At 68.6% G+C, this 15404-nt stretch carries 16 protein-coding genes and 1 tRNA gene; 4 read left to right on the plus strand and 13 right to left on the minus strand.

What is annotated here, in order from left to right; all coding sequences use genetic code 11:
* Window positions 1-88: 88 nt before the first annotated feature.
* A complete protein-coding gene (locus tag ACIBAG_RS06540) occupies window positions 89-901 on the plus strand; it encodes a trans-aconitate 2-methyltransferase (RefSeq protein ID WP_399101636.1) in 813 nt (270 codons plus the stop codon).
* 18 nt (window positions 902-919) lie between these two features.
* Here the strand turns inward: ACIBAG_RS06540 and ACIBAG_RS06545 are convergent, their stop codons facing one another.
* Both ACIBAG_RS06545 and ACIBAG_RS06550 read right to left on the minus strand, forming a co-directional pair.
* Window positions 920-1168, minus strand: a complete 249-nt coding sequence (locus ACIBAG_RS06545; RefSeq protein WP_399101638.1) for a type II toxin-antitoxin system RelE/ParE family toxin — start codon at window positions 1166-1168, stop codon at window positions 920-922.
* Window positions 1165-1416, minus strand: a complete 252-nt coding sequence (locus ACIBAG_RS06550) for a type II toxin-antitoxin system Phd/YefM family antitoxin (RefSeq protein ID WP_126392795.1) — start codon at window positions 1414-1416, stop codon at window positions 1165-1167. The genes ACIBAG_RS06545 and ACIBAG_RS06550 overlap by 4 nt, the downstream gene beginning before the upstream one ends.
* Window positions 1417-1604: 188 nt before the next feature.
* Here ACIBAG_RS06550 and ACIBAG_RS06555 point away from each other — a divergent pair, with 188 nt between their 5' ends.
* Entirely contained in the window at window positions 1605-1778 is a 174-nt protein-coding gene (locus tag ACIBAG_RS06555; protein WP_078662712.1) for a CsbD family protein, read from the plus strand.
* Between the two features lie 126 nt (window positions 1779-1904).
* Here the strand turns inward: ACIBAG_RS06555 and ACIBAG_RS06560 are convergent, their stop codons facing one another.
* Window positions 1905-2582 (minus strand): TetR family transcriptional regulator, encoded by a 678-nt coding sequence (locus tag ACIBAG_RS06560; RefSeq protein ID WP_399101641.1) that lies wholly within the window; start codon window positions 2580-2582, stop codon window positions 1905-1907.
* Window positions 2579-3589 carry an acyl-CoA desaturase gene (locus tag ACIBAG_RS06565; protein ID WP_399101643.1) on the minus strand — a complete coding sequence of 337 codons (1011 nt, stop codon included), beginning with the start codon at window positions 3587-3589 and terminating at the stop codon, window positions 2579-2581. Before ACIBAG_RS06565 ends, ACIBAG_RS06560 begins: the two co-directional genes overlap by 4 nt.
* Window positions 3590-3897: 308 nt before the next feature.
* Between ACIBAG_RS06565 and ppc the strand changes: the two genes are divergently transcribed.
* Window positions 3898-6627 (plus strand): phosphoenolpyruvate carboxylase, encoded by a 2730-nt coding sequence (ppc, locus tag ACIBAG_RS06570; protein WP_399101645.1) that lies wholly within the window; start codon window positions 3898-3900, stop codon window positions 6625-6627.
* Between the two features lie 87 nt (window positions 6628-6714).
* Here ppc and ACIBAG_RS06575 read toward each other — a convergent pair whose 3' ends face one another.
* The 8 genes from ACIBAG_RS06575 to ACIBAG_RS06610 all read right to left on the minus strand — a co-directional run bounded on the left by ACIBAG_RS06575 (window position 6715) and on the right by ACIBAG_RS06610 (window position 13244).
* Complete coding sequence (locus ACIBAG_RS06575; RefSeq protein ID WP_399101647.1) at window positions 6715-7446, minus strand: LPXTG cell wall anchor domain-containing protein; 732 nt, start codon at window positions 7444-7446, stop codon at window positions 6715-6717.
* Window positions 7447-7581: 135 nt separating this feature from the next.
* Window positions 7582-8070 (minus strand): hypothetical protein, encoded by a 489-nt coding sequence (locus tag ACIBAG_RS06580; RefSeq protein ID WP_399101649.1) that lies wholly within the window; start codon window positions 8068-8070, stop codon window positions 7582-7584.
* A gap of 65 nt (window positions 8071-8135) precedes the next feature.
* A complete protein-coding gene (gene pth, locus ACIBAG_RS06585) occupies window positions 8136-8738 on the minus strand; it encodes an aminoacyl-tRNA hydrolase (protein ID WP_399101651.1) in 603 nt (200 codons plus the stop codon).
* Between the two features lie 135 nt (window positions 8739-8873).
* Window positions 8874-9470 carry a 50S ribosomal protein L25/general stress protein Ctc gene (locus tag ACIBAG_RS06590; protein ID WP_399101654.1) on the minus strand — a complete coding sequence of 199 codons (597 nt, stop codon included), beginning with the start codon at window positions 9468-9470 and terminating at the stop codon, window positions 8874-8876.
* 171 nt (window positions 9471-9641) lie between these two features.
* A complete protein-coding gene (locus ACIBAG_RS06595; protein ID WP_031481448.1) occupies window positions 9642-10622 on the minus strand; it encodes a ribose-phosphate diphosphokinase in 981 nt (326 codons plus the stop codon).
* A 99-nt stretch (window positions 10623-10721) separates the two neighbouring features.
* Window positions 10722-12170, minus strand: a complete 1449-nt coding sequence (gene glmU, locus ACIBAG_RS06600) for a bifunctional UDP-N-acetylglucosamine diphosphorylase/glucosamine-1-phosphate N-acetyltransferase GlmU (RefSeq protein WP_399101656.1) — start codon at window positions 12168-12170, stop codon at window positions 10722-10724.
* Between the two features lie 123 nt (window positions 12171-12293).
* Window positions 12294-12369 (minus strand) — tRNA-Gln (locus ACIBAG_RS06605).
* A gap of 14 nt (window positions 12370-12383) precedes the next feature.
* A complete protein-coding gene (locus ACIBAG_RS06610) occupies window positions 12384-13244 on the minus strand; it encodes a helix-turn-helix domain-containing protein (protein ID WP_399101658.1) in 861 nt (286 codons plus the stop codon).
* Window positions 13245-13412: 168 nt separating this feature from the next.
* On the opposite strand from ACIBAG_RS06610, the gene ACIBAG_RS06615 reads away from it, so the two are divergent.
* Complete coding sequence (locus ACIBAG_RS06615; protein WP_399101660.1) at window positions 13413-14750, plus strand: sensor histidine kinase; 1338 nt, start codon at window positions 13413-13415, stop codon at window positions 14748-14750.
* Between the two features lie 52 nt (window positions 14751-14802).
* On the opposite strand, the gene ACIBAG_RS06620 is transcribed toward ACIBAG_RS06615, so the two are convergent.
* The gene (locus ACIBAG_RS06620; RefSeq protein ID WP_399101662.1) at window positions 14803-15297 is read right to left on the minus strand and encodes an SUKH-3 domain-containing protein; all 495 of its coding nucleotides are present in this window, start codon (window positions 15295-15297) and stop codon (window positions 14803-14805) included.
* Window positions 15298-15404: the final 107 nt, after the last annotated feature.

A 15404-nucleotide genomic window follows, 5' to 3' on the forward strand; every position in this document is an offset into this window, starting at 1 on the left:
GTGTCGACGTGAAGTCTCTTGACGTCAAGATATCTGCGGGGGCAGGCTGGAGAGCGACAGCCGGGAGGAACCGACAGGAGGCCCCGCCATGTCCGCTGCCGCCGCCCCCACCTGGGACCCCGCCCAGTACCTGCGCCACGCCGGCCACCGCGCCCGCCCCTTCACCGACCTCCTCGCCCACGTCCCCGACCTTCCCGGGCAAAGCCCCCGCATCGCCGACCTCGGCTGCGGCCCCGGCAACGTCACCGCCCTGCTCGCCCGGCGCTGGCCCACCGCCCACATCACCGGCTACGACAACTCCGCCGAGATGCTGGACAGGGCCCACGTCGAGCACGAGGGCCCGACCCCGGGCGGCGGCCGCCTCGACTTCGCCCACGCCGACGTGCGGACGTGGGCGCCCGGGGAGCCGTACGACCTGATCGTCAGCAATGCGACCCTGCAGTGGGTGCCGGGGCACGCCGAGCGTTTCGCGGACTGGGTGGGAGGCCTGCGCCCCGGCGGCACCTTCGCCTTCCAGGTCCCCGGCAACTTCGACGCCCCCAGCCACCGCCTGATGCGCGACCTCGCGTCCCGGTACGGCCTCACCGACACCCTCCGCCACGAGGACGCCGTGCTCACCCCGCAGGCCTACCTGGCGCGGCTGGCCGACCTGGGCTGTGCGGCCGACGTCTGGGAGACGACGTACGTCCACCTCCTGACCGGCGAGGATCCGGTGCTGGACTGGGTGAAGGGCACGGGATTGCGACCGCTCCTCACCGCGCTCGCCGACGACCCCGAGCGGCGGGACGCCTTCCTCGACGAGTACCGGGCCGCCCTGCGCGAGGCCTATCCGGCCGGTCCGCACGGCACCCCCTTTCCGTTCCGCCGCATCTTCGCGGTGGCCGGCAAGGGGGTGCGGTGATCGTCCCAGGGGCGGGGTTCAGGAGGTGCGGCCCAGGTGAGTGACGAGGATGTGGATCACCTCGTCGTCGATCACGTACAGGACGCGGTAGTCGCCCACGCGAAGGCGCCGGATGTCGACGCCGTAGGCGACGGAGTTGATGGGGCGCGGCGTCTCGGCGAGTGCGTCCACGGCTTCATAGACCGCGGCGAGTCCGGTCGGGTCGTCCTTGAGGAACCGGACGGCCGCGTTCGTGGCAGCCGGCTCCCAGATGATGCGGTAGGTCACGGGCGCAGCCCCAGAATGCGTCCGACTTCCTCGTGCGGGATGCCCTCGCCGAGCGTGCCCTCCGCCTTGCGCCGCTGATAATCCGCGACGGCCAGGGCGTCTTCGAGATCCTCTATCACCTGCGGCGAGACGAGCAGCGCCGCCACGTGCCCGTGGTCGGTGATGGCGATGGTCTCGCGGCTGTGCGCAGCGCGTCGGACGAGGTCGCCGAGCTGGGAACGGGCCGCGCTGATCGTGATCTCAGTCATGCGCACATGATTCCACAAGATGCACCTTGTGGTCTCCATAGTTCAGCTCTCGTCATACGACCCCGTGGGCAACCGTCTGGAGTTCTGGGAGCCGGTCGCCGCCGCGCCGGGCACCGCTGTTTGAGGCGCGCGGCGCAGGGTCACCCGCTGAAGCACAGCGACGTCGATCCTTGCGAGGAGTGAGGAACGTGGCGAAGGAAGAGAAGGCCAGGGCCAAGAAGGAAGAGGCCAAGGGCAAGGCCAAGGAAGCGATGGGCCGCATGGTCGGCAACGAGGAGTTGACCGCCGAGGGCAAGGCCGAGAAGAGGAAGGGCAGCGCGCGTCAGGCGAAGGAGAAGGGCAAGGACACCTTCAAGGGCTGACCGGCCCTGCCGGGCAAATGACAGCCGGCCCTGCCGGCAAAGGGCAGGCAGGCACGGGCTGCCGGGCGAGGACAGGCATGAGCCCACGGGCAATGACAGGCAACGACGCTCGGGGCGCCGCGCGTGTCAGCTCTTGCGGCGCCCTATCAAGTGCGGCTTCGCCTCCAGCCCGTCCAGCCCGTGCCACGCCAGATTCACCAGATGGGCCGCCACCTCGGCCTTCTTCGGGCGGCGCACGTCCAGCCACCACTGGCCGGTCAGCGCCACCATGCCGACCAGGGCCTGGGCGTACAGCGGGGCCAGCTTCGGGTCGAAGCCGCGGCTCTTGAACTCGCGGCCCAGGATGTCCTCCACCTGGGTCGCGATGTCCGAGATCAGGGAGGCGAAGGAACCCGTCGACTGGGGGATGGGGGAGTCACGGACCAGGATGCGGAAACCGTCCGTGTACTCCTCGATGTAGTCCAGGAGGGCGAACGCCGCCTGCTCGCACAGTTCACGGGGGTGGCCGGCCGTCAGGGAACCGGTCACCATGTCCAGCAGCCGGCGCATCTCACGGTCCACCACGACCGCGTACAGCCCCTCCTTGCCGCCGAAGTGCTCGTACACCACCGGCTTCGAGACGCCCGCCTTCGCCGCGATCTCCTCCACCGACGTGCCCTCGAAGCCCTTCGCGGCGAAGAGGGTGCGACCGATCTCCAGCAGCTGCTGGCGGCGCTCCGCACCGGTCATCCGGGTACGGCGCGCCCGCCGCTGCTTGTCATTGCCGGGGGTACTGCTGGAGTCGGTCGCCACGGCGTCAATCATGCCGCCTTTACGGGTTCCTTCCCGCGCCGGGAGCCGCCTTCCTCGGTGTTCCGGCGCGAATCGATACGCGAGCGTGACGGCCAGCGCACGTCGTAGGCCCAGCCGAGCATCTCGAACCAGCGGATGATCCGCGCCGAGGAGTCGATCTGCCCGCGCTCCACACCGTGCCGCGCGGAGGTCGGGTCGGCGTGGTGCAGGTTGTGCCAGGACTCACCGCACGACAGCACCGCCAGCCACCACACGTTGCCCGAACGGTCACGCGACTTGAACGGCCGCTTGCCCACCGCGTGGCAGATCGAGTTGATCGACCACGTGACGTGGTGCAACAGCGCCACCCGCACCAGCGAGCCCCAGAAGAAGCCCGTGAACGCGCCCCACCAGGACATCGTCACCAGACCGCCGATCAGGGCGGGCAGGGCCAGCGAGAGCATCGTCCAGTAGATGAACTGGCGGGAGATCGCGCGGATCGCCGGGTCCTTGATCAGATCCGGCGCGTACTTGTCCTGCGGCGTCTGCTCCTCGTCGAACATCCATCCGATATGGGCCCACCACAGGCCCTTCATCAGGGCCGGAACGGTCTCACCGAATCGCCACGGGGAGTGCGGGTCGCCCTCCGCGTCCGAGAACTTGTGGTGCTTGCGGTGGTCCGCCACCCAGCGCACGATCGGGCCCTCGACCGCCATCGAACCCGCGATCGCCAGCGCGATCCGCAAGGGACGCTTGGCCTTGAACGAACCGTGGGTGAAATAGCGGTGGAAGCCGATCGTGATGCCGTGACAGCCCAGGAAGTAGAAGAAGACCATCAGGCCGAGGTCGAGCCAGCTCACGCCCCAGCCCCAGGCCAGCGGCACCGCCGCGACCAGCGCGAGGAACGGGACGGTGATGAAGAGAAGGAGCGCGATCTGCTCGATCGACCGCTTCTTCTCGCCGCCCAGGGTGGCGGAAGGAATCGGGGTGTCGTCGTTCGCCTTCGGGGCGTCTTCGATCACATCGGAGCTCGTGGTCATGGGGCGTCCCCTGTGGGGTTCGAGGGTTTTGGCAGGTGCCGGGGTCGCGGGAACTGTTCCCAGGTTCCGTTACGACGGTGCCTACGGTTCCGTAACCTACGGCGTCGTAAGTATGGCAGTGCGTCGCCCGGCGGCAAGAGCCCGAGAGACTGCGCGTCCGCATGGACACCTATCCTTGGAGTCGGTCGGACAGCGCGGTCCGCTCTGATTTCTTCCCGGATGTCAGGAGCCGTATGCGGCACCCCGCCGCGCGACACCTGCGCCGGGTTCCCTCCAGATGAGCTTCAACACTGCAAGGAGCCGCACCTGTGAGCAGTGCCGACGACCAGACCACGACCAGCAGTGAGCTGCGCGCCGACATCCGCCGACTGGGTGACCTGCTCGGCGAGACCCTGGTCCGCCAGGAGGGCCCCGAGCTCCTCGACCTCGTCGAGAAGGTCCGCCGCCTCACCCGCGAGGACGGCGACGCCGCCGCCGAACTGCTGCGTGGCACGGAACTGGACACCGCGGCCAAGCTGGTCCGCGCCTTCTCCACCTACTTCCACCTGGCCAACGTCACCGAGCAGGTCCACCGCGGCCGCGAACTGCGCGCCAAGCGCGCCGCCGAGGGCGGCCTCCTCGCCCGCACGGCCGACCGCCTCAAGGACGCCGACCCCGAGCACCTGCGCCAGACGATCCAGCACCTCAACGTCCGCCCGGTGTTCACGGCACACCCCACCGAGGCCGCACGCCGTTCGGTCCTCAACAAGCTCCGGCGCATCGCCGCACTCCTGGAGACCCCCGTCCTCGAGGGCGACCGCCGCCGCCACGACACCCGACTGGCCGAGAACATCGACCTCGTCTGGCAGACCGACGAACTGCGCGTCGTCCGCCCCGAGCCCGCCGACGAGGCCCGCAACGCCATCTACTACCTCGACGAACTCCACGCCGGCGCCGTCGGCGACGTCCTGGAAGACCTCACCGCCGAACTCGAGCGCGTCGGCCACAAGCTCCCCGACGCCACCCGCCCCCTCACCTTCGGCACCTGGATCGGCGGCGACCGCGACGGCAACCCCAACGTCACCCCCCAGGTGACCTGGGACGTCCTCATCCTCCAGCACGAACACGGCATCAACGACGCCCTGGAGATGATCGACGAGCTCCGCGGCTTCCTGTCCAACTCCATCCGCTACACCGGCGCCACCGAGGAGCTCCTCGAATCCCTCAAGGCCGACCTCGAAGCCCTCCCCGAGATCAGCCCCCGCTACAAGCGCCTCAACGCCGAGGAGCCCTACCGGCTCAAGGCCACCTGCATCCGGCAGAAGCTGGAGAACACCAAGACCCGCCTCGCCAAGGGCATCCCGCACGAGGCGGGCCGCGACTACCTCGGCACCAGCGAACTGCTGCAGGACCTCACCCTGATCCAGACCTCGCTGCGCGAGCACAAGGGCGGCCTCTTCGCCGACGGCCGCATGAACCGCACCATCCGCACCCTGTCCGCGTTCGGCCTCCAGCTCGCCACCATGGACGTCCGCGAACACGCCGACGCCCACCACCACGCCCTCGGCCAGCTCTTCGACCGCCTCGGCGAGGAATCCTGGCGCTACGTCGACATGCCCCGCGACTACCGCGCCAAGCTGCTCGCCAAGGAACTCCGCTCCCGCAGGCCACTGGCCCCCACCCCGGCACCCGTGGACGCCGCCGGCGAGAAGACCCTCGGCGTGTTCCAGACCGTCAAGAAGGCCCTCGAAGTCTTCGGACCCGAGGTCATCGAGTCGTACATCATCTCCATGTGCCAGGGCGCCGACGACGTGTTCGCCGCGACCGTCCTCGCCCGCGAGGCCGGCCTGATCGACCTGCACGCCGGCTGGGCCAAGATCGGCATCGTCCCGCTCCTGGAGACCACCGACGAGCTCAAGGCCGCCGACACCATCCTGGAGGACATGCTCTCCGACCCGTCGTACCGGCGCCTGGTCGCGCTGCGCGGCGACGTCCAGGAAGTCATGCTCGGCTACTCCGACTCCTCCAAGTTCGGCGGCATCACCACCAGCCAGTGGGAGATCCACCGCGCCCAGCGCCGCCTGCGCGACGTCGCCCACCGCTACGGCGTACGGCTGCGCCTCTTCCACGGCCGCGGCGGCACCGTCGGCCGCGGCGGCGGCCCCTCCCACGACGCCATCCTCGCCCAGCCCTGGGGCACCCTCGAAGGCGAGATCAAGGTCACCGAGCAGGGCGAGGTCATCTCCGACAAGTACCTCATCCCGTCCCTGGCCCGGGAGAACCTCGAACTCACCGTGGCGGCCACCCTCCAGGCCTCCGCCCTGCACACCGCGCCCCGCCAGTCCACCGAGGCCCTCGCCCGCTGGGACGCCGCGATGGACGTTGTCTCCGACGCCGCCCACGCCGCCTACCGACGCCTCGTCGAGGACCCCGACCTGCCGACGTATTTCCTCGCGTCGACGCCGGTGGACCAGCTCGCCGACCTGCACCTGGGCTCCCGGCCCTCCCGCCGCCCCGGCTCCGGCGTCTCGCTCGACGGCCTGCGCGCCATCCCCTGGGTCTTCGGCTGGACCCAGTCCCGCCAGATCGTGCCCGGCTGGTTCGGCGTCGGCTCCGGCCTCAAGGCCCTGCGCGAGGCCGGCCTGGACACCGTGCTCGACGAGATGCACGAACAGTGGCACTTCTTCCGCAACTTCATCTCCAACGTCGAGATGACCCTCGCCAAGACCGACCTGCGGATCGCCGCCCACTACGTCGACACCCTCGTCCCCGACGAGCTCAAGCACATCTTCGACACCATCCGCGCCGAACACGAACTCACCGTCGCCGAGGTCCTGAAGGTGACGGGGGAGCGCGAACTCCTCGACGCGGCCCCGGTCCTCAAGCAGACCTTCGCCATCCGCGACGCCTACCTCGACCCCATCTCCTACCTCCAGGTCGCCCTGCTCAAGCGCCAGCGCGACGCGGCGGCAGCGGGCGCCGAACCCGACCCGCTGCTCTCCCGCGCCCTGCTCCTCACCGTGAACGGCGTGGCGGCCGGCCTGCGCAACACCGGCTGACCCCCCCACATACGGCGGTGCCCCCGAGTCACGCACTCGGGGGCACCGTTCGTTCTGGACGCCGACGTACTACGTCGCAGTCCTACGTCAGCTCTGGCCGGCCGCCTTGCGACGGCGGAACACCAGGTACCCGCCCGCCGCCAGCAGCGCGGCCGCGGCACCCGAGATCAGACCGACCGGGGCACCGTTGCCCGTCTCGGCCAGATCGCCCTCGGGAGAGCCGCCACCCGGCGCCGACGGGGACGAGGAGGCGGCCGGAGCGGCGCTGTCGCTCTCAGAGGGCGACGCCTCCGAGGACGGCGTGCCGGACTCCTCCTGCGACGGCTCCTGCGACGGCTCCGAGGACGTGCCGTTGGTCGGGTCCGGAGTGTCGCTCGGCACCGGGCCGTCCTCCGCCGGGCACGTGTGCGACAGGTTGAACAGCTCCAGATCACCGCCGCGCACCTCGGCCACCGCCGAGGTCAGCTCCGCACCCGGCTGCGAGGCCACGTACGCGTGCTTGTCGGACGGCGGACCGAAGTCCGTCACCACCTGCTGCCCACCCGGCTCGAACGTCACGGTCAGCTTCACGAAATCCGTGGAGTTCCCCGGCAGCACGAAGTGCCAGCCGTCCTGCCCCTCCGGGATACCGGGGCACTCGTCCCGGCTCTCCTGCGGAGCGCCACCGTCGTCGGTGGTCGCGGTACGCGGCAGATCCTGCCGCAATTGCACGGTGTACGTGTCGTCACCGGAACCGGTGGCGTGGGCGGCGGCCGGAACACAGAAAACCGCGGCCGCGGCGACGGCGGACAGGGCGCCGACGCGGTTGAGGGTACGCATGAGGCAGTAGTCCATCTTCGAGAAGGAACGGGAAGATGTGGAGGGGGCGGCTCAGCATCCTGCCATGACTTACCCCAGGTCAATCACGAACAGGAAACACACACATCCCCCACAGACAGGGAAACGACGAAAACGTCAGATTGTCACGAAAGCGGCCGTGAGCAGGGCAACCCCCGACCCCGCCAACAGCCACGCCACCCGAGTCCGCCCCAGCCCACCCGCCACGACCACCGACGCCAGCAACAGCGCACCACCCAGCGGAACCCAGGCGTACAGCACACCCGCCGGACCGGACCGCACGACCTCGCCGCTGCCCGGCTTGATCACGACCGTGTACGTCTGCCCCTTGCGCACGGCCACGCTCTTGTCGATGACGACCGACTCACGCGCCTGCGACCCCGCCGACATCGGCGCATACGGCCCACTGCAGGTGTCCGCACCGCACCGCGTCACCTTGATCGTGCCGCTCTCCCGCCCCTTCGTGAGCATCACATGATGAGCCGTGCCCCACGACGCCCACACACCCGCGATCAGAATCAGCACCGCGACCGTACCCATCGCCGCGAGCCGACCGAACCGCAGCGCGGCCACGGCACCCTGACTGGAGACAACGGCAGAAGGCATGGCCGCGATCCTTGGCCATGCCCCTACGCCCGGTCAACCTCGGCCCGTTGACGTGGGCGGACAAGTCACGAGTTGTACGTACTCTGCGCCCGCTCCAAGCCCTCGATCACCAGACACTCCACCGCGTCCGCCGCCCGGTCCACGAAGTAGTCCAGCTCCTTGCGCTCCGCGGAAGCGAAATCCTTCAACACGAAGTCCGCGACCTGCATACGACCCGGCGGCCGCCCGATCCCGAACCGCACCCGGTGATAGTCCGAACCCATCACCTTCGTCATCGACTTCAACCCGTTGTGCCCGTTGTCCCCGCCACCCAGCTTCAGCCGCAACGTGCCGTAGTCGATGTCCAACTCGTCATGGACCGCGACGATGTTCCCCACAGGCACCTTGTAGAAATCGCGCAACGCGTTCACCGGACCCCCGGACAGATTCATGAACGACATCGGCTTCACCAGGACCACCCGCCGGTTCAACGGCCCCGGCGGCCCGATCCGCCCCTCCACCACCTGCGCCTGAGCCTTACCGGCCCGCTTGAACTTCCCCCCGATCCGCTCGGCCAGCAGATCCGCCACCATGAACCCGACATTGTGCCGGTTCATGGCGTACTCGGGGCCGGGGTTGCCGAGGCCGGCGATCAGCCAAGGGGCACTCGGGTCGGTAGTCACGTCCACTTCTCCTTGCTGTGCTTTCCGGGGGATGACCCCCAGACCCCCAGACCCCCAGCAGCCAGCCGCTGCCCCGAACGGGAACAGCGGCTGACGAACCGATGACAGAGCCGAGGATCACACCCCGGCCAGACCCGGGAATCAGGCCTCGGCGACCTCTTCGCCCTCGGCGGCCTCGCCCTCCGGGGCCTCCTCGGCCTGCGCGGCCAGAACCTGGAGGACGACAGCGTCCTCCTCGACGGCCAGCGTGGTGCCCTTCGGCAGCGTGATGTCCTTGGCCAGGATGGAGGCACCGGCCTCCAGACCCTCGACGGACACCGTGACCGACTCGGGGATGTGCGTGGCCTCGGCCTCGACCGGCAGCGCGTTCAGCACGTGCTCCAGCAGGTTGCCACCCGCCGCCAGCTCGCCCTCGGTCTGCACCGGGATCTCGACCGTGACCTTCTCGCCCCGCTTGACCAGCAGCAGGTCCACGTGCTCCAGGAAGCCCTTCAGCGGGTCACGCTGCACAGCCTTCGGGATCGCCAGCTCGTTGGACTTGCCGTCGATGTCCAGGGAGATCAGAACGTTCGGCGTACGCAGCGCCAGCAGCAGGTCGTGACCCGGCAGGGTCAGGTGCAGCGGGTCCGAACCGTGGCCGTACAGCACGACCGGAACCTTGTTGTCACGACGGATACGACGCGCGGCACCCTTACCGAACTCGGTGCGCGTCTCGGCGGTGAGCTTCACCTCGGACATACGGATCACTCCTCGTAGAAGTACAAACGGACGTGGTCACCCGGCCACGAACGGCCTGCTACGAAGAGCGCGTCGATAACGGACCACCGAATCCCGAGAACGGGAACGGCCTCCCTCGCCGAGCAACTGAAGCAGTCTACTCGGACCAGGAGGCCGCACCCAAAAGGATCTCTACTGCTCGTCGAACAGGCTCGTCACCGAACCGTCCTCGAACACCTCACGCACCGCACTCGCGATCGTCGGCGCGATCGACAGCACCGTCAGCTTGTCCAGATCACGGCTCAGCTCACCCGGCGTCGGCAACGTGTTCGTGAACACGAACTCACTCACCCGCGAGTTCTTCAACCGGTCCGCCGCCGGACCGGAAAGCACACCGTGAGTCGCGGTGACGATGACGTCCTCCGCACCGTGCGCGAAGAGCGCGTCAGCGGCCGCACAGATCGTCCCACCCGTGTCGATCATGTCATCGACCAGCACACACACCCGGCCCCTGACCTCACCCACGACCTCATGGACGGTCACCTGGTTCGCCACGTCCTTGTCACGCCGCTTGTGCACGATCGCCAGCGGCGCACCCAGCCGGTCACACCAGCGGTCAGCCACCCGCACACGCCCGGCGTCCGGGGACACGACCGTCAGCTTCTCCTTGTCGACCTTGTCACCCACGTAGTCCGCCAGCAGCGGAAGAGCGAACAGATGGTCGACAGGCCCATCGAAGAACCCCTGGATCTGATCCGTGTGCAGATCCACGGTCAGGATGCGATCCGCACCCGCCGTCTTCATCAGATCCGCGATCAGACGCGCCGAAATCGGTTCACGACCACGGTGCTTCTTGTCCTGCCGCGCGTAACCGTAGAACGGCACGATGACCGTGATGGAGCGCGCCGACGCACGCTTCAGCGCGTCGATCATGATCAACTGCTCCATGATCCACTGATTGATCGGAGCCGTGTGGCTCTGGATCACAAAGCAGTCCGCACCACGCGCCGACTCCTGATAACGCACATAGATCTCGCCGTTGGCGAAGTCGAAGGCCTTCGTCGGGACGACCCCGACCCCCAACTGCTGGGCGACCTCCTCGGCAAGCTCGGGGTGGGCGCGGCCGGAGAAGAACATCAACTTCTTCTCGCCGGTCGTCTTGATCCCGGTCACAGCACTGTCTCCTCAGAGGTGTCTCAGCTGGGTGTCGAGCTGGTGGCGTGCGGGTGTGCACTTATCACGGTACGCCGTGTTTGACGCACCCGTTTCCGGTCAGTCCTCGCTCTCGACCTGCCGCGAAGCCGCCTCGGCCGCCTTCGCGGCCGCACTGCCCGGACGCTTACGAGCCACCCAACCCTCGATATTCCGCTGCTGACCACGGGCCACGGCCAGCGAACCAGGCGGTACGTCCTTCGTGATCACAGACCCGGCAGCGGTGTACGCACCGTCCCCGACCGTGACAGGAGCCACAAACATGTTGTCCGAACCGGTACGGCAGTGAGAGCCGACAGTCGTGTGGTGTTTGTCCTGTCCGTCATAGTTCACGAACACACTCGCGGCACCGATGTTCGTGTACTCACCGATCGTCGCGTCACCGACGTAGGACAGATGCGGGACCTTCGTCCCCTCCCCGATCGAGGCGTTCTTCGTCTCGACGTACGTACCGATCTTGCCCTTCGCGCCGAGCCGTGTCCCAGGCCGCAGATACGCATACGGCCCCACGGACGCGCCCGCCCCCACGACGGCACCGTCGGCCACGGTGTTGTCCACCCGCGCGCCCGCACCGACCCTCGTGTCCTTCAGCCGGCAGTTGGGCCCGACCTCCGCGCCCTCGCCGAGATGCGTCGCGCCCTGCAACTGGGTCCCCGGCTGGACGATCGCGTCCTGCTCGAAGGTGACCGTCACATCGACCCAGGTCGTCGCCGGATCCACGACGGTCACGCCGGCCAGCATGGCGCGCGTCAGCAGCCGGTCGTTGAGAATCCGGCGGGCCTCGGCCAGCTGCACACGGTTGTTGATCCCGGCGATCTCACGGTGATCGGCGGCCACGGAGGCACCGACACGGTGACCGGCCTCGCGCAGAATGCCCAGGACGTCGGTGAGGTACTCCTCGCCCTGACTGTTGTCCGTACGCACCTTGCCGAGCGCGTCGGCGAGCAACTGCCCGTCAAAGGCGAACACACCCGAGTTGATCTCCCGGATCGCCCGCTGCGACTCGCTCGCGTCCTTGTGCTCGACGATGGCCGTGACAGCACCGGAGGCACCGTCGCGCACGATCCGGCCGTAACCGGTCGCGTCCGGGACCTCGGCGGTCAGCACGGTGACGGCGTTGCCGTCGGCGGAGTGGGTGGCGGCGAGGTGGGTGAGGGTCTCGCCGGTGAGGAGGGGGGTGTCACCGCAGACGACGACCACGGTGCCGTCGACAGTGCCGCCGAGCTCTTCGAGGGCCATCCGTACGGCGTGCCCGGTGCCGTTCTGCTCGGCCTGCACGGCGGTGCGGACGCCGGGGTCGATCTCACCGAGATGCGCGGTGACCTTCTCACGGGCGTGCCCGACCACGACGACCAGATTCTCGGGGTCCAACTCACGCGCGGCGGCGAGCACATGCCCCACGAGGCTGCGTCCGCAGATGTCGTGCAGGACCTTGGGTGTGGCCGACTTCATACGGGTGCCCTCACCCGCTGCGAGAACGACGACGGCTGCCGGGCGAATGGCGCTCACGGGATGCCCTTCGGCTGTGGAGGAGGTGGGGTGACATCCGCAGGATACCGGGGTGTTTTGCGGGGGACATGGGAGCGGGCCCTGACTTGGCTGTCAGGGCCCGAACTAAGGTCTTGTGTGCTGTGGCTCCCCCGCAAGGATTCGAACCTTGTCCTGCTAGATCCAAAATCTAGTGTGCTGCCAGTTACACCACGGGGGACAGCGCTTCAGACCTTACCGGAGACGTGACTGAGCCTGGGCCACGATTCCGCTCCACCAGCCCTCGATGCGGTTGTACAAGCCCGCGCTTCTTGCCACCCCGATGACCAGGCAGCCGTGATAGTCGTCCCCGATGTTCTTGCGGACGGTCTTCGGGTTGTGCTTCTTGAGCGTTGGCTTCGCGAAGACAGAGACGTCGACGTCAGCGATCTCTGCCCAGTATCGGTGAGCCGCCTCGACGTCTGCGGACTCGTGGATGAGCACTCGGAAGCCCAGGCGCTCCCGGTCCACGTCCAGGAGGTCGAGCCAAGCCAGGTATACCTGGATTACGCCAGGATCGCTGTTGACGAAAATCGCGCGCTCGCGTCGGTCGTACGGCTTGCTCTTGGAGCCTTCGGCCCAGTACAGGGCTGCACCCGCCATGAACAGATCGCGGTCCGTCATGTCCCCGATCTCCCGGAGGGCCGAGAGCTTGGTCTTCTTGCGCTCCTCGTCTTCTGCGGCACGCCGCCGTGCCAGTCCTTCCCTCATCAGAGCCTGCTGTTCTTCCGGCGTGTAGCGAGGTTCGGGCCTTGGGAGATCTCGTACCCATAGCGACACCGAGCTCCGCGAACACCCGAGCTCCGCCTCGATCTGGTCGTATGTCCAGCCTTGGAGGCGCAGCTCCCGTGCCTTGGCGCGCAGGTCGTCCTTTGCGTTCGGCCGCTTCGTCCACTCCGGCGGCGGCTCCCCCTTCACCAGCTGGTTGAGGATGTCGTTGTTGAAGATCTTCAGCTCGTCCCGGATCTGCCGAAGGCTGTAGCCCTGCCGCCGCAACGCCGCCGCCCGCTCCCGCAGCCCTTCGAAGTCGGCGTATTTGCCGTGCGAATGTGCCATGGGCATACCGTCCGGGCGGAATGATCGCTTCCGGGGTCGAACGGTGTGCGATTCAGCAGTTCGAGGGATATCGGGCGGTTTCGCTTACGTTCGGTCACGGACTGTGGTGTAGGCCAGTCGTGAAAACTCCCCGGAAATCGGCGCCCGGCGGCCCGTAGGCTGGAGGGCATGACCACGACGGGGGAAGACCACGCCGAGGCCCCGCCACCGGGGGCGGGGCCGTGGTGGTGGGGCAGGCTGCGCAGTGCGGTGCTGGATGTCGGTCTGGGCGTCGCGTCCGCGTTGGAGTGCGGTGCCGAGGGGGTTCGGTTCGCGCGGGATGCCGGGGTTCCGGTGGCTTCGGGGGTGGTGTTCGGGGTTCTGGCCGGTTCGGTGCTGGTGCTGCGGCGCCGGTGGCCGATTGCCGTCGTGCTGGTGTCGATCGCGGTGATGCCGGCCCAGATGGGGTTCCTGATGGGCATCGTCGGTCTGTACACCCTCGCCGCTTCCGAGCTGCCGCGGCGGATCATCGCCTCGCTCGCCGGTATGTCGTTCGTCGGGATGCTCATCGTGGCGTTCGTGTGGGCGCGGCAGGGGGCGGCGAACGGCGATGTGACGGTGGGGGACTGGGTTGTTCCGTTCGCGTCTCTCACGACCGCTCTCGGTATGACCGCGCCGCCTCTCCTGCTCGGGTTGTACGTGGGGGCTCGGCGGCGGCTGATGGAGAGTCTTCGGGAGCGGGCGGACAGTCTTGAGCGGGAGCTTCAGCTGCTGGCCGAGCGGGCCGAGGAGCGGGCGGAGTGGGCGCGGAACGAGGAGCGGACCCGGATCGCGCGGGAGATGCATGACGTCGTCGCGCATCGGGTGAGTCTGATGGTCGTGCATGCGGCGGCGTTGCAGGCCGTGGCTCGGAAGGATCCTGAGAAGGCTGTGCGAAATGCCGCGCTGGTGGGGGACATGGGGCGGCAGGCGTTGACCGAGTTGCGGGAGATGCTCGGGGTGCTGCGCAGTGGGGGTGTGCGGGCGGAGCGGGCTCAGCGGGCCGTGGTTCCGCTTGCGGCGGTGGGGGTCGCTGCCGCTGCGGCGGCTGATCGTGGGTTGTCCGGTGGCGGGGACGACGGGGCCGCTGAGGGGCCTTGTCTGTCCGAGTTGGATGAGTTGATCGGGCAGTCGGCGGCGGCGGGGATGGTGGTGGATCTGTCCGTGGAGGGGGAGTCGCGGTCGTATGCGCCGGAGGTCGAGCAGACGGCGTTCCGGGTGGTGCAGGAGGCGTTGACGAACGTCCACAAGCATGCGGCGGGGGCGAAGACGCATGTGCGGCTCGCGCATCGGGTGTCGGAGATCGCGATGCAGGTGGAGAACGAGCCGCCGCCGGAGGTGGGGTCGGCGTCGTCGGCGCGGTTGCCGTCGGGGGGCAATGGCCTGGTGGGGATGAAGGAGCGGGTCGCCGCGTTGGGTGGGGTGTTTGTGTCGGGGCCGACGGATGCGGGGGGTTTTCGGGTGTCGGCGGTGATTCCGGCGGCGTAGTCGCAGGTGCGGTTGCCGGGGGTGCCGTTTCCCGGGGGTGCCGTCGTGGGGGTCAGCCGGCTGTGAGTCGTACGGGTTCTATGCCTGCGACCAGTCCGGCGAGGGCTTGGTCGATGTCGGGGCCGAGGTACCAGTCGCCGGTGTGGTCGAGGGTGTAGACGCGTCCTTCGGTGTCGATGGCGAGGAGGGCCTGGGTGTCGGTCTCGGCGCCGAGGGGGCAGACCTCGGTGTCGAGGGCGCGGCCGAGGTCGCCGAGGGTGCGGGCCATGTGGAGGCCGTGGAGCGGGTCGAAGTGGACGGTGGCGGGGGCGATCTGGCGGCCGGGGCCGGTGGGGGTGAGGTGGAGGCCGCCGAATTCGGCCCAGGCTTCGACGGCGGCGGGGAAGACGGCGTGGCGGTGACCGGCGGGTGAGGTGTGTTCGCGGAGGGTGTCGGCCCAGATCTCGGCCTGCTTGATGTCCCAGCGTCCGGGTTGCCAGCCGGCGGCGCGCAGGGCGGCGTCGACGGGGACGGGGAAGCGGGTGGTGGAGGTGCGGTCGGTGTGCATCTGCCCTTCGTTCGTCGAGTGTGCCGGGGCCGTGGTGGTGCGTGGCCGCCCGGCGGGGTGCGGTCTTACTGGTCTTGCGGGTCTTGCTGCGGGTGTGGCCTTGCGGG

It is taken from the genome of Streptomyces sp. NPDC051243 (assembly GCF_044455405.1).
Classification (GTDB): domain Bacteria; phylum Actinomycetota; class Actinomycetes; order Streptomycetales; family Streptomycetaceae; genus Streptomyces.

What these genes read in the sequence shown, in the direction of transcription:
- ACIBAG_RS06590 (WP_399101654.1), bottom strand. Translation starts at nt 9,470, where the DNA reads ATGTCCGAGGTGAAGCTCACCGCCGAGACGCGCACCGAGTTCGGTAAG.
- ACIBAG_RS06550 (WP_126392795.1), bottom strand. Translation starts at nt 1,416, where the DNA reads ATGACTGAGATCACGATCAGCGCGGCCCGTTCCCAGCTCGGCGACCTC.
- ACIBAG_RS06615 (WP_399101660.1), top strand. Translation starts at nt 13,413, where the DNA reads ATGACCACGACGGGGGAAGACCACGCCGAGGCCCCGCCACCGGGGGCG.
- ACIBAG_RS06580 (WP_399101649.1), bottom strand. Translation starts at nt 8,070, where the DNA reads ATGCCTTCTGCCGTTGTCTCCAGTCAGGGTGCCGTGGCCGCGCTGCGG.
- ACIBAG_RS06610 (WP_399101658.1), bottom strand. Translation starts at nt 13,244, where the DNA reads ATGGCACATTCGCACGGCAAATACGCCGACTTCGAAGGGCTGCGGGAG.
- ACIBAG_RS06540 (WP_399101636.1), top strand. Translation starts at nt 89, where the DNA reads ATGTCCGCTGCCGCCGCCCCCACCTGGGACCCCGCCCAGTACCTGCGC.
- ACIBAG_RS06620 (WP_399101662.1), bottom strand. Translation starts at nt 15,297, where the DNA reads ATGCACACCGACCGCACCTCCACCACCCGCTTCCCCGTCCCCGTCGAC.
- ACIBAG_RS06560 (WP_399101641.1), bottom strand. Translation starts at nt 2,582, where the DNA reads ATGATTGACGCCGTGGCGACCGACTCCAGCAGTACCCCCGGCAATGAC.
- ACIBAG_RS06575 (WP_399101647.1), bottom strand. Translation starts at nt 7,446, where the DNA reads ATGCGTACCCTCAACCGCGTCGGCGCCCTGTCCGCCGTCGCCGCGGCC.
- ACIBAG_RS06565 (WP_399101643.1), bottom strand. Translation starts at nt 3,589, where the DNA reads ATGACCACGAGCTCCGATGTGATCGAAGACGCCCCGAAGGCGAACGAC.